Origin of the sequence: Thalassotalea profundi (genome assembly GCF_014653195.1) — a bacterium.
Lineage (GTDB): Bacteria > Pseudomonadota > Gammaproteobacteria > Enterobacterales > Alteromonadaceae > Thalassotalea_B > Thalassotalea_B profundi.
The window spans coordinates 267464-281027 of the sequence record NZ_BNAH01000006.1 but is presented as its reverse complement, the minus strand read 5'-3'; the positions used below and the strand labels follow the sequence as shown (position 1 = coordinate 281027).

Sequence of the window (13564 nt, the reverse complement as noted above, 5' to 3'; positions counted from 1 at the left end):
CTATTTCTATAATAAAAACTAAAAAAATAACGATAGGCGTTATGAGTAATAACTTAAAAACGTTACGCCATACAAGCTTAACCACTATAGCTAACTTGGCTCATGCTGCCAGTCAATGGCTACTATTGATAATTATAGTCAAGCAGTTCGATGATCTTATTTTAGGCTCACTTGTTCTTACCCTATCAATTATTTCACCAATTTTTTTACTGTTTAGCTTTAAGTTACGCTCATTAATTGTCACTGATTTTCATAACAAACATTCCTTCGAGCAATACATAAATACACGTATATTGGCGCAAATCTTTATTCTTGCATTATTAGCTTACCTTACCCCATTACTTTTACCTGAAGTGCCACGGGTTATTGTTATCAGTGTCATCATCTTCAAAGTTTTTGATGGTATTTCAGAGCTATGCTATAGCTATTTGCATAAGCAACAGGCTTTTAGTCGAGCCGCCCTCTCGCAAACATTAAGAAGTGCTTTGGCTATTATCGCTTTGTTAACATCTGCCATGTTAACTCATAATATTACCCTTACGTTCTTGGCATGGGCTGCTGTAACTGTGTTATTTTCATTCGTTGATATAGTCATTGTCGCTCGCACAATTAAAGTAAAAGAACACCGACGATTTATATTGAAGAAAGTCTTATTTTCTTACCAATCAATTAAAACGTCTTTATCTTTATATAAAGCCTATTGGCCCATTGGCCTATCTATCGCCTTTGGTGCTATGTTTGTCTATATTCCAAATTATGTTTTAGAGACTTATCAAGGAACAAAAGCTGTCGGGCAATTTGCTGCAATTAGTTATTTCTTAGTTGCTGGCGGTATTCTAATAAATAGCTTATCGCAAGCGGCAACTCCCTCTCTTTCTATGCAATTTAATCAGGGTGAATCTCAACGTTTTATTAAAACCTTACAAAAGCTGATGTTAGTTGGTGTACTCATTGGCATTTTGGGACTTGTTATTGCTACAACAATGGGCACTTGGTTGCTTACACTAATTTATAACGAATCGATAGCGCAATTAACGACTGAACTACAATTGATTATTTTTGCTAGCTTAATTCGCTATAGTTATATTTTTTTAGGCGCAGGGCTTAATGTTCTCCAATGTTTTAATCAACAAACTTTAGTTTATGGCGCTGGTACTATAGGGCTTACCATAATGTGTTTGCTTTTGGTACCTGACTACGGCACGTTGGGCGCAAGTATTGCGATGGTTTTCGCATGTTTTATTGAGTTATTAGTAATGAGCTTTATTTTTATCAAAAAATGGAAAACTATTACCTCTCATAACAAAACAACTGACGGTATGGCGATATGACAAAAAAAGTACTGCATATCTTCGGTATTATGAATAGGGGCGGTGCAGAACTTAGAACCCTTGACACATTATTGCCTTTAGCAAATAAAGGTATACATTTAGAATTTTGTGCCTTAACAGGGCAACAAGGCGTGCTCGATCAGGAAATAACCACACAAAAAAGCAAAGTGCATTATTGTCGGCTAGGTTTATTATTCCCAATACGTTTTTATTTACTCTTAAAAAAACATCACTTCGATAGTGTGCATAGCCATGTTGCAGATGTATCAGGCGTTATTTTATTTATTGCTAAGCTTGCTGGCGTAAAACAGAGAATCGCACATTACCGTAGTACTCAAGTCTCAGCTCAAATGACCTTAGTAAAAAGAATACGAAATCAGTGTTTTAAAAAGCTGATTGATTGGTTTGCTACAAATATTATTGGGGTTTGTAACGCCGCTCTAGACGCGTTTTGGAGTAAAGAATGGCAAAATGATACCCGATGTCGCGTAATTTATAATGGATTGAATAGACAGCAACCTTTACCAAAGGACCCTGACTATTGGCATCAATTCCAACTTACTGAAAAGTTACCGGTAATTATCAACATTGCCAGAATGGATCCCCCAAAAAACCATGAATTTACACTTGAAGTATTTATTAATACCTTTAAAGAATCCCCTTGCTACTTAGTCTTTATAGGAAAAGAAAACGCAAGCGTTAAACAAAGATTACTTAAACGTATCAACGAGGTAAAGCTAACTAAGTACGTTTACTTTGCCACTGAGCAATCTGATGTTTATCCGTTTATCTCTAATGCCGATGTGATGCTATTCCCGTCATTATGGGAAGGCTTACCTGGAGCTGTGATTGAAGCAGCATCTTTAGGCTTACCCGTTGTTTCAAGTGAATTAGCCGGTGTAACTGAAATAGCTCATTATTTACCCTGTATTCAGCAGGTTTCCTTAAATTCAGCAATAACTCAATGGAGTAGTGCATTAACAATTGCATTTGAACAAACAACAGAAGAAAAAATAGCAGCACAAACTGCGTTTATTCAAAGTCCTTTTAATTTAGCGTTATGTGTCGAATCCTTATATGCTGTCTATCAATAGCATCAATCCCTTCCACAAACTTTTATACGTTATTGTATTAGCGCTTATCGGATTTTTATTAATTCCGATCCACTTTAATATTGTACAAATATCACGAGACACCTTAGAACTAATCACTTTATTTAACTGGTTAGTTATTAGTACTATTTTAATGTACGCGATACCGAAAGGGATTTGGTCGATTAGCTTTTTCTTCTTTTTTACCTTTAGTATCTTTCATGGCGGTTTAATTTTTGTATCGGCCATAGGGATGATCACCGACCAAGCAATTTTAAAAGCAATACGTTATTGGTATTACCTTCAGGAGACTAACTTAGCAATATATCTCTTCAACTACACTATGATACTTTATGCGATCACAGCCATCATACTGTCAAAAGTACCATTACAGTCAAAAGGAGCCATACATATTAAATTAATAAAACGCTTACACCATATTGGCGGTTTGATGTTAATTTTTATGGTGTTAATTTTTTTCGCAATCGGTTTTGCAACAGGCGCTTTAAGCTCTTATGGTGCTTACCTCGCTATTGTAAAAAGCTCTCCGCTAATTACATTACTTTTTGTCTATATTTATTTATTTATTGGTATGGCCATTGTCTTTGTAGCTGCATCTTACCGTGAAGGTTTTGGTTATACCTATTTTATCGTGTTTGCTATTTGGGGCTTATTTGCCTTTAAAGTTGGTTTACGAGGGGAAGTTATGTTCCCGACAGCGGTAATAGCAGCTATTCTTGGCAGAAGGAGAATTCCCTTAAAAACACATAAATTATTTATTGTGGTAAGCCTTATGCTATTCGCCACAATTATTGTAAAAAACGCTAGAATTTCAGGTGATTATTCTTCCGTAGATAATATCAACCCACTCAACGCTATTGCAGAGATGGGCAGTAGCTTAAGGGCAATACAAGAAGTCATTAAATGGCGAAAGTCTGGTTTCGAATTATTAAATGGTGAGAGCTATTGGGCACCAATCGAAAGACAACTTGCACTATTTTTACCCATAGAACGATTACCCTCATTGCAAGATAAACGACTGTTAAATGTAGTTGTGATGGAAAAAGCGGGGCCTATAGGCTTTTCACCTGTCGCTGAAGCTTACGCCAACTTCGGTGAGAAAGGTATTATTTTAATTTCCATTATTCTTGGGAGTCTTTTTGCCAAATTGGATCGAATACCCTCGACGATTCGCTCAGATATTCTCATTGGTGTTGCCATTATCCCGTTATTTGTCATGATCAGAAATAGCTTTGCGTTTATTCCCGTACAGATATTTATTGGGGTCGTACTCGCTTTTATTATCTTACAGCTCGCTAAAGTTAAAGTGGATACTTAAATATTATGAATATACTCGTTAGTTGTGAATTTCATTTTTCTCAAACGCCTGACGGCCAAGTCTGGACCACATCTTCATTTAATTATAACTTTTGGCTACGGTATTTGAGCTGTTTTGACAATGTTGTAGTGATTGCCCGCGTTAAGCAAGTAGCTTTAGCTCAACCTGAATGGGTTTTATCCAGTGGACAGTCAGTGGCTTTTTTCAATTTGCCCGAATATTTAGGGTTATTTGGGTTAATTAGAACATTGCCAAAACTTATTTATCGATTACATCAAGCAACGAAACTAGAGGGGGTATTATTATTCAGAGTACCTTCACAATCAGCCAATATTCTGACTAAACTACTACCTAGTGGAAAAAAATATGCCTTAGAAGTAGTCGGTGATCCTGAAGATGTGTTCTCTTCCGGTGTCGGCGGAAAAATACTTGGGGGTGTTTTAAAATTTTTAAGTACACGCTCACTAAAACAACAATGCAAAAATGCTGCTGGTGTTAGCTATGTCACTAAAAGCTATTTACAACAGAAATACCCTGCGGGTAAAAATACCATCACCAGCCATTACTCGTCACTTCAACTAAATAAGAAGTCTTTTAGCTCAGAAGCACGCCAATACAATCAACCGGCTCGTCGATTAGTTTTTATTGGCTCTCTTAATCAACTTTATAAAGCCCCAGATATACTGCTTAAAGCATTTGCGAAGTTAGTGAATAACGATACAAAATATCACTTAACTATTATTGGCACCGGCATTCATCAAAACATGCTGATGCAATTGGCTAATGAATTAACTATCAAAAAAAACATCACCTTTACTGGTGAAATCAATCATCAACAAGTGCTCGAGCACTTACAACAGTCTGAATTATTTGTGCTACCGTCACGGACTGAAGGCTTACCAAGGGCGATGATCGAAGCAATGGCGCAAGCCTTACCTTGTATAGGCAGTAATGCTGGAGGCATTCCGGAATTGTTAGCGCCAGATTTTTGTGTACCTATTAATGATATTGATGCATTGTATAGCGCATTAGATAAATTATGTAACAACACCAAACTATTGTCAGCACAATCAACAATAAACTTAGCCACTTCAATTGATTATCAGGAAGACGTGTTAGCAAAAAGAAGATCTGATTTTTATGGCAAACTAAAAGAACTTAATTCATGAAAGTATTACATTTACTTAAAACCTCAACCGGCGCAACTTGGGCATTAAGGCAATTACGAGAATTAGTCAAACTAGGCGTTGAAGTACATGTTGCACTACCTGATGGACCATTAGTAACAGCTTATAATGAAGTAGGTGTTCATACACATATTCTACAAACAGCGATTCATGTAAAAAACCCATGGAAAAACATACGTCTTTTCAAAGAGTTTCGTCGACTGGTAAAGAATATTGAACCTGAAGTTATTCATAGTCACTTTGTCGCCACAACGCTGACGATGAGACTAGCGCTTGGTAAAAACCACCCAATAAAACGAATTTTTCATGTGCCAGGTCCTTTACATTTAGAACATAAGCTTTTTAGAAATGTAGAATTGCTTACTGCTGGAAAAGCAGACTTTTGGTTAGCTTCTTGTGTGTGGACAGCACAAGCTTATCAAAATTTTGGAATCGAAAAAAAGCGTATTGGCTTAGTATATTATGGAGTAGACATTGAAGACTTTACAACGGGACTAAGTGCAAATTTACATCAAGAACTTGGGCTTCCCCCAAATACACAAATTATTGGTAATGTTGCTTATTTTTATGCGCCTAAAAAACACTTAGGTCAAAAGCGAGGACTAAAAGGTCATGAAGATTTAATTGATGCCATCGATATAATCTCTCAAACACATAACAATATTGTTGGCGTTTTTGTTGGTGGTCCATGGGCTGGATGTCAACAATATATGGATGACGTTATTCAATATGCCAATAATAAGCAATATGGTAAGTATTACTTTTTAGGATTACGCCGAGACATTCAACAACTTTATGGTGATTTTACGCTTGCAGTGCACCCTTCTCATTCAGAAAATGTTGGTGGCGCAGTTGAATCATTGTTTTGTCAATGTCCAACCATTTCAAGTAATGTGGGCGGATTTCCTGATTTAGTTAAACCCAATGTCACTGGTTGGTTAACACCTGCGAAAGACCCTGAACAATTAGCGCATACATTAATTTCAGCGTTAGCCGATGAAGAAAACAGAAATCAGCTCGCTAAACAAGGCAGAGAACTTGCCCAAGAGATGTTTGATGTGAGAAATAACGCAAAAGATGTATTTTATTATTACACCAAACTCATTAATGATGGTGAATTAGGCATGAAAGATGATTAAACGATTATTGGATATAGTGAGTGCTACTGTTTTAATTATTATCTTTTTACCTTTGATGTTGATAACGGCCGTTATTCTATTTATTACCGGCTGTCGTCCCGTACTTTACACGCAAGCAAGACCCGGTGAAAAGAATCGTATTTTTAACATGATAAAATTTCGTTCAATGATAGACCAAACAGATAAGAACGGAGAGCTACTCCCCGATAGTGAGCGGCTAACATCGTTTGGTAAATTTATTAGGAAAACAAGTATCGACGAACTGCCCGGCTTATGGAATGTATTAGTAGGCCATATGAGTTTAGTTGGGCCTCGCCCTTTGCTAGTTGAATATTTACCTTTATATTCTGCCGAACAAGCAAAGCGCCACAACGTTAAGCCAGGAATCACTGGCTGGGCACAAGTGAACGGGCGTAATGCCATTAGCTGGGAAGAAAAATTTTCCCTTGATGTGTGGTATGTTGAAAATCAAAGTTTTTGGTTAGATATTAAAATATTATTGCTAACGGTTAAAAAGGTATTTGCACAAGCTGATATTAATGCCGAAGGCGAAGCAACTATGTCAAAATTTACAGGCTCAAGCCATGACTAAACCCAATACTGAAAAACCTACTATTAATAGACTCATTATCATTGGCGCAGGTGGTCATGGTCGTGTAGTCGCAGACTGTGCACTAGCGACAGGACAATATCAAGAGATCCGTTTTTTAGACGATTGCTATCCAGAGCGTAAAGATAATGCGTTGTGGAGTATTGTAGGTACAGTAAAAGAATTTACACAATATCTCGACGAGGCTCATTTTATCGTAGCTTTTGGCAACAATAAACTCCGTGAAAAAGTGCAAAGTCAATTACATGCTGCTAACGCTAATATAGTGACCATTATTCATCCCCAAGCAACTGTCAGTCCACATGCCCATATTGGTCTTGGGGTCGTAGTGTGCGCTAATGCAACAATCAACATTGGCGCAACAATTAATGATGGATGCATTATTAATACGGCTTCAACCATAGAACATGACTGCAATATTGGTGAATTTACGCATATTTCACCAAATTGTGCACTAGCCGGTGGTATTACTGTAGGAAAATTATCTTGGTTAGGAATAAACTCCACAGTGATAGAATGTTTAACAATTGCCCCAAATACTCAAGTAGGAGCAGGGGCTGTTGTCATCAGTAATACAGACAAAGATTCACTTTATCTTGGTATTCCTGCTAAACGGATATCCCCAACAGATAAACATTAACTAAATTAGGAGTAAAACGTGCTAAATACCCAATTATCCCCATGGCCTTGCTTTTCAGAGCAAGAAATAGACGCTGTTAGCGCGGTATTACGCTCAAACAAAGTAAACTATTGGACCGGTCAAGAAGGCCGACAGTTTGAGCAAGAATTTGCTGAATTTTCTGATTGTAAATATGCCATAGCGCTGGCTAACGGTACATTAGCATTAGACTTGGCACTTTATAGTTTAGGTATTGGAAAAGGCGATGAAGTTATAGTAACTTCTCGCACGTTTATAGCCAGCATTAGTACCATTATCAATGCTGGCGCTACTCCAGTATTTGCGGACGTTGAGTTAGACAGTCAAAATATCAGTGCCAAAACAATTGCTCCTGTAGTAACAGATAAAACGAAAGCAATAATCTGTGTTCACCTTGCCGGTTGGCCTTGTGAAATGGATGACATTATATCTTTAGCAAACATTCATAATCTCTATGTTATTGAAGATTGCGCGCAAGCACATGGCGCCAAATATAAAGGGCGATCTGTAGGATCCATTGGTCATGTAAGTGCATGGTCATTTTGCCAAGATAAAATTATGACCACGGGTGGCGAAGGTGGTATGTTAACCACCAACAATGAAGAGCTTTGGCGTAAAGCCTGGGCATTTAAAGATCATGGTAAATCGTACGCTGCCGTTTATGAGAAAGAACACCCTCCCGGCTATCGTTGGTTACATGAATCTTTTGGCACTAACTGGCGAATTACGGAAATGCAATCAGCTATTGGTCGCATACAAGTTCAAAAAATGCCGCAATGGTTTGCAACACGTAATCGTTATGCACAGCAAATACTCAACACTTGTGCTGCTTTCAATTTTATTCGTGTACCGACTATGCCTGAACATATTGAGCATGCTTACTACAAATGTTACGCCTTTGTTGATCTCGCACTTCTCCCTGAAAAATGGAATCGTGATAACATCATTAACGCTTTAAATGAACAAGGCGTCCCCTGCTTTTCGGGGAGCTGTTCTGAAGTTTACTTAGAAAAAGCCTTTGATGGTCAAGCCTGTAAACCCAAAAAATCACTTGTAAATGCAAAAACATTAGGTGAAACCAGTTTAATGTTTTTGGTTCATCCGAGTTTAACCCAAAAAGAAGTGGATAATGTTTGTAAAATTATGAGTAAATTATTTAAACAAATACAGACAAGCGCATAAAAACTGATACTATAGAAAAGTTGTAACAAAATAATAACAATAAAATAATAATCAGAACCTCTAAAAGGCACATCTATGATCAGAAAAATAGATTTAATTCCACGTTCGTTGAAACTGATGGTCCTACTTTCTTATGATCTTTTTTCACTTGGATTAGCTTTTTTTCTTGCCTACCTTATTAGACTTGGTGCTTCCAATATAAACTTTACTCAAGCTGAGTGGTCGGTCTTTATCACCGTTACCCTCAGTACTATGTTGCTATTTTATTTTTTTGGTACATATCGAACTATTATTCGTTACTTTAATGCAAGAACAACACTGAAAACCTTTTTACTATTGGGTTTAGCAAGCCTTATATTTTACTTGAGTGAAGTACTTTACGATGCTTTTGTGCCGCTTTCAGTTCCCATTGTATTTTTTGTGATCAGTAGTGTTTTCATTGCCGGCGCACGCGCACTCTTTGGATTAATACTTGGAAAACAATGGTTTGATAAGCGTACTGCTGTAATTATCTACGGTGCAGGAAAAACAGGTCAACAACTTGCCAATAGCCTAACATCTGGCAGCGTTTACCAACCCGTGGCATTTATCGATGAAAAAAGCCGTTATCATGGCCGAGAGTTATCAGGCATTAAAGTATTTTCAACAGATAATATTGAAAAGCTGACCAAGCGCTACGGTGAATTTAAAGTCTTAATTGCACTTTCTCACGTAGGGCCTGTACGTATGAAAGAAATTATCGCCACTTTTGAACCTCATGCGCTCGAATTACTTTCAATCCCCAGCATGGCAGACATTGTTTCTGGTAAACAAAAAATAGATCAGCTGCGTGAAGTCTCTGTTGACGAGCTCCTAGGACGAGAAGCAGTCACCCCTGTTGCCGATTTAATGCATGCCAATATAAAAGATAAAGTTGTCATGGTATCAGGTGCTGGTGGTTCAATTGGTAAAGAACTTTGTCGTCAAATAATCAAACAAGGTCCGACTAAATTAGTATTACTTGATGTGAGTGAAGCTTTTCTCTATGAAATAAATCAAGAATTAAGTGTTTATATTAATGAGCTTAATGTTGATATCCCTTTAGTCCCGCTCATTGGTAATGTGCAACACGGTATGTTAATGAGCTCAATTTTTCATACCCATAAAGTACAAACTATTTATCATGCCGCTGCCTATAAACACGTGCCTTTAGTGGAAGGTAATGTCATTGCCGGTATAGCTAACAATATTTTAGGCACCTATGAAATCGCTCAAGCTGCAATTTACTGTGATGTGGAAACATTTGTGCTGATTTCTACCGATAAAGCCGTGCGCCCTACTAATGTTATGGGCGCCACCAAACGTATGGCTGAACTAGTTTTACAATCATTATCGCCTCGAGATCATAATACCCGATTTGTAATGGTGCGATTTGGTAATGTACTTGGTTCATCAGGCTCTGTCGTACCTTTGTTTAAGAGACAAATTAAAAAAGGCGGCCCTATCACCGTTACACACCCTGATATTATTCGTTACTTTATGACAATTCCAGAAGCTGCACAGTTAGTTATTCAAGCAGGTGCCATGGGTAAAGGTGGCGATGTTTTCGTGCTTGATATGGGCAAACCGGTAAAAATTATAGATTTAGCCATCAAAATGACTCATCTCATGGGGTTAACCATTAAAGATGATCAAAACCCTAACGGCGATATTGAAATAAACTACAGTGGTTTGCGCCCAGGTGAGAAACTTTATGAAGAACTACTGATTGATGATCACGCTCAACCCACTGATCATCAACGTATTCTTACCGCTAATGAAAGATCACTCAGCTGGCCTGAAGTTAATGTGATTCTAAATGATCTCAATGACGCCATGCGCGCTGAAGATGTAGATAAGTTGAAACAAATTTTATTAAATGCACCGCTAGAATATCAACCAGAAGGTCACAGTCAACATAATGAAAAAAAGGCAACGACTAAAAATAGTGAGCTTTTAGACGATACTATTGAACCAATATTGCTTAAGTCGTAGTGTCACCCAGTTAGATCTTCATTTAAAACAAGTGAATAACTTACTTATACTGCAATAAACTATTTTTTTAATAACAACCAAGCACTTGCATAATCAGGCAATTGCTTATTTGCCTGATAATAATCTTTCCAGCCATAATAACTGCCTTTTAACCAATCAAGCTGAAATAAGTTATTATCAAATGCACCGCCTTGATCGGCTAAAATACCCAGTTTCCCTTGGATTGCTCCCTCTGCTTTGTAATTGATTAGAAACAATTTACCTAAGCCTAATGCTTTAACATTACCCGCAAAAGCAACATCAGTCTCTATGGCTATTTTACTGTCCAAGGTTTTTCCGTAGCCAAGTACATTAGGTACTTCAGCAAAGTACCAGTAACGCGCTTGTTCTGTTTTTCCAATGCCATAGTCATAAACAATGCCATTATTCCTATGAACATTAAAGTAACGAATGGTGCCATCGACCTTAACCACACCAGTGCCTTGTAAAAGTACATCATGCAATGCGGCTTCAGTTAACCAAATTAATGGTTTAGCAAGTTCTTTATCAAGTAACACACCTTTAATTACGTCTTGACGAGTGTATTTAAAGCGCGTGAGTTTGTGCTTTATTAAATCAGCTGCTTCCAATGTTAGCCCATGTTCATCATGTGGAAGGGCATAAAGTGCTTGATTGAATTTTTCGGTACGCACGCTACTAGCATTTAATAATTTGGTGTAATACTTTGTTAGAAATATTTTATCTTTGGGAATATTCGTTAATAAACGTGTTTTCACATCGTTAGTGCTTTTACTTGCCAGAAAATCTGCTTGTTTTTTATCAGGAATCCATCGATAAAAATCAAATTTTTGCTTTAAAAACTCACTATTGTTCATCTGACTTTTATTAGCCGGTAAGCACATAAAAGCTAGCGTTTCTTGTACACGTTTTAATGTAACATCAGGTGCTAAATTATCACCTGAGTGCACCGCAAATTTATCATCCTGATGTTGTGTTAAGTATGCTTGTGTGCTTTTAGAGACACGGCACAAAGCATTAACATCGATATGCATATTTGTGCTAATTTTGGGCTCTTTAGCACGAATAAACTCGGCTAAAGTTACAGGAATAAAGCCCAGTAAACAACAAGATATTCCGAGATAAAATAAGCGTTTAACCTTCATTAAACACTACTTTTATTAGTTTCAATTAACGTTTCAATGGCTTCAATAAACTCTGGATCATCAGGGCTTGTTTTAGGGCTAAACGATGTTACTTTATTGCCTTTTCCGTCTATTAAATATTTGTAAAAATTCCATTTAGGCGATGATGATTTATCCCCTAAAAACTTAAACACACTATTAACATCACTGCCCCTTACCGCACTTGGCGCTAACATTGTAAACGTTACCCCGTAATTAACAAAACAGACTTTAGCGGTATCTTTTTCAGCACTTTCTTCTTGAAAAAAGTCATTGGAAGGAAAGCCGATAACCACTAACCCTTCTTTTTCATACTTTTTGTGAATCGCTTCTAAGCTTTCAAAATGATGCGTAAAACCACAATTACTTGCAGTATTAACGATTAACACTGGGTTATTTTGTGCAATTTCACATAAATTAGCTTGTTCCGATGAATGAAGTTTTTTTAATGTCACATTTAAGTAATCAGGACAACTTTGTGCAGATACAGGTAACGTTGGCAGTAATAAGAATGTAAAGATAGCGATTAGTTTTTTCATCTTTGCCTCAATTTAAAATCATAGTGAGATTTTATCGAATAATTATACGATATGTTATACATTACTGCCTCATTAGCCAATTTAAACTACTGACAACTTTATGTACAAAATACCATCGTTATTATTAACTTTCATATTATACACTTTATTTACCTTTTCGGTTCACAGTCAAACTATTTTAAAATCTGAATTTAGCGCGTCTGTTAATAAATACCTCCAAGAAATAGCGGATCCGGTAAAAGGGATTGGCGCAAGGGAAGCCGGTAGCGCCAAAGAAAAAGAAACCATTATCTATGTTGGAAAAAACTTCAAAGAAATGGGACTTAACGTGAGTGTTCAACCATTTTCACTTACTAAAGGTGAATTAACCTCGGCTAATGTTATTGCTGACCTTAATAGCAATAAAGCAAAAACCTTAGTACTTGCTGCGCATTTAGATTCAACGGGCGCAGAACATGGCTCTCATGGTGCAACCGACAACGCAACAGGTCTTGCGGCACTGCTAACGGTAGCGGAAGAATTAGCTCATAAAGAAAATTTACCTTATAACATTCGCTTTATCGCTTTTGGCGCAGAAGAAGTTGGCTTATTGGGGGCAAAATACTACGTAAAAAACTTACTTGAAGAATCTGGAACGGCTGAAAACATTCTTGCGATGATCAATTTAGATACCATTGCTGGTGGGGATTTTTTATATGTGCATAGCGCGCATACCACGCCATATAAATGTGGTGATATTAAGGCTAAATATAACAGTGATACCCATGTTAGAGATGCCTTATTTTCGCTTTCAAGTTCACTTATCAATAAAGCGCAACAATATATTATTCATCCTGCCTACGAAGGTTACCCAGAAGGAGTCACTGGAGGCTGGTCTGATCATGCACCTTTTGCCTGCGCAGGCGTGCCAATAGCTTATATAGAATCAACGAACTTCACCATAAACGGTAAGGATGGTTACGATGGCTATTCTCAAAGTGATAATGCCGCACTATGGGATTGTTTTGATAAAACAACCCATTCAGCATGTGAGCGTAAAGAAGAAAACCAGTGGGGGCATATTTGGCACACAAAATCGGATCAATTAGCCATAATGGATCAATTATTTTCACAAAGACTAACGCAACAACTAACAGCTAGTGTAGAAGTGTTAATTGCTTTTTTAAGTAATTATAAACTTGACGAGATTGAAAATAATCAAATGAATAACCAATAAACAAGCATAAAAAGCGGTGTGTAATTCGCCAATAATTAATATTAATTTACACTTTAAAAATTAAGTTTCTACATAATG

Annotated in this window: 12 protein-coding genes; 10 read left to right on the top strand and 2 right to left on the bottom strand. The window is 37.1% G+C overall.

Going from position 1 to position 13564, the window contains the following annotated elements:
* Positions 1-41: 41 nt before the first annotated feature.
* The 9 genes from IE155_RS09725 to IE155_RS09685 all read left to right on the top strand — a co-directional run bounded on the left by IE155_RS09725 (position 42) and on the right by IE155_RS09685 (position 10550).
* Positions 42-1331 (top strand): lipopolysaccharide biosynthesis protein, encoded by a 1290-nt coding sequence (locus IE155_RS09725; protein WP_189378052.1) that lies wholly within the window; start codon positions 42-44, stop codon positions 1329-1331.
* Positions 1328-2425 carry a glycosyltransferase gene (locus tag IE155_RS09720; protein ID WP_189378051.1) on the top strand — a complete coding sequence of 366 codons (1098 nt, stop codon included), beginning with the start codon at positions 1328-1330 and terminating at the stop codon, positions 2423-2425. Before IE155_RS09725 ends, IE155_RS09720 begins: the two co-directional genes overlap by 4 nt.
* Positions 2409-3761: an O-antigen polysaccharide polymerase Wzy gene (gene wzy, locus IE155_RS09715; RefSeq protein WP_189378050.1), complete on the top strand. Its 1353-nt coding sequence runs from the start codon at positions 2409-2411 to the stop codon at positions 3759-3761. The genes IE155_RS09720 and wzy overlap by 17 nt, the downstream gene beginning before the upstream one ends.
* A gap of 5 nt (positions 3762-3766) precedes the next feature.
* Positions 3767-4930, top strand: coding sequence for a glycosyltransferase (locus IE155_RS09710; protein WP_189378049.1), 1164 nt, complete (start codon positions 3767-3769; stop codon positions 4928-4930).
* Complete coding sequence (locus tag IE155_RS09705) at positions 4927-6087, top strand: glycosyltransferase (protein ID WP_189378048.1); 1161 nt, start codon at positions 4927-4929, stop codon at positions 6085-6087. The genes IE155_RS09710 and IE155_RS09705 overlap by 4 nt, the downstream gene beginning before the upstream one ends.
* Entirely contained in the window at positions 6080-6679 is a 600-nt protein-coding gene (locus IE155_RS09700) for a sugar transferase (protein ID WP_189378047.1), read from the top strand. Before IE155_RS09705 ends, IE155_RS09700 begins: the two co-directional genes overlap by 8 nt.
* Complete coding sequence (locus IE155_RS09695) at positions 6672-7337, top strand: acetyltransferase (protein ID WP_189378046.1); 666 nt, start codon at positions 6672-6674, stop codon at positions 7335-7337. Before IE155_RS09700 ends, IE155_RS09695 begins: the two co-directional genes overlap by 8 nt.
* An 18-nt stretch (positions 7338-7355) precedes the next feature.
* Positions 7356-8537 (top strand): DegT/DnrJ/EryC1/StrS family aminotransferase, encoded by a 1182-nt coding sequence (locus tag IE155_RS09690; protein ID WP_189378045.1) that lies wholly within the window; start codon positions 7356-7358, stop codon positions 8535-8537.
* 75 nt (positions 8538-8612) lie between these two features.
* Positions 8613-10550 (top strand): polysaccharide biosynthesis protein, encoded by a 1938-nt coding sequence (locus IE155_RS09685; protein WP_189378044.1) that lies wholly within the window; start codon positions 8613-8615, stop codon positions 10548-10550.
* A gap of 59 nt (positions 10551-10609) precedes the next feature.
* On the opposite strand, the gene IE155_RS09680 is transcribed toward IE155_RS09685, so the two are convergent.
* Positions 10610-11713, bottom strand: coding sequence for an MltA domain-containing protein (locus IE155_RS09680; protein WP_189378043.1), 1104 nt, complete (start codon positions 11711-11713; stop codon positions 10610-10612).
* Positions 11713-12270, bottom strand: a complete 558-nt coding sequence (locus IE155_RS09675) for a glutathione peroxidase (protein ID WP_189378042.1) — start codon at positions 12268-12270, stop codon at positions 11713-11715. Before IE155_RS09675 ends, IE155_RS09680 begins: the two co-directional genes overlap by 1 nt.
* A 100-nt stretch (positions 12271-12370) precedes the next feature.
* Here IE155_RS09675 and IE155_RS09670 point away from each other — a divergent pair, with 100 nt between their 5' ends.
* Positions 12371-13486, top strand: a complete 1116-nt coding sequence (locus IE155_RS09670) for a M28 family metallopeptidase (protein ID WP_189378041.1) — start codon at positions 12371-12373, stop codon at positions 13484-13486.
* The last annotated feature ends 78 nt before the right edge of the window (positions 13487-13564 follow it).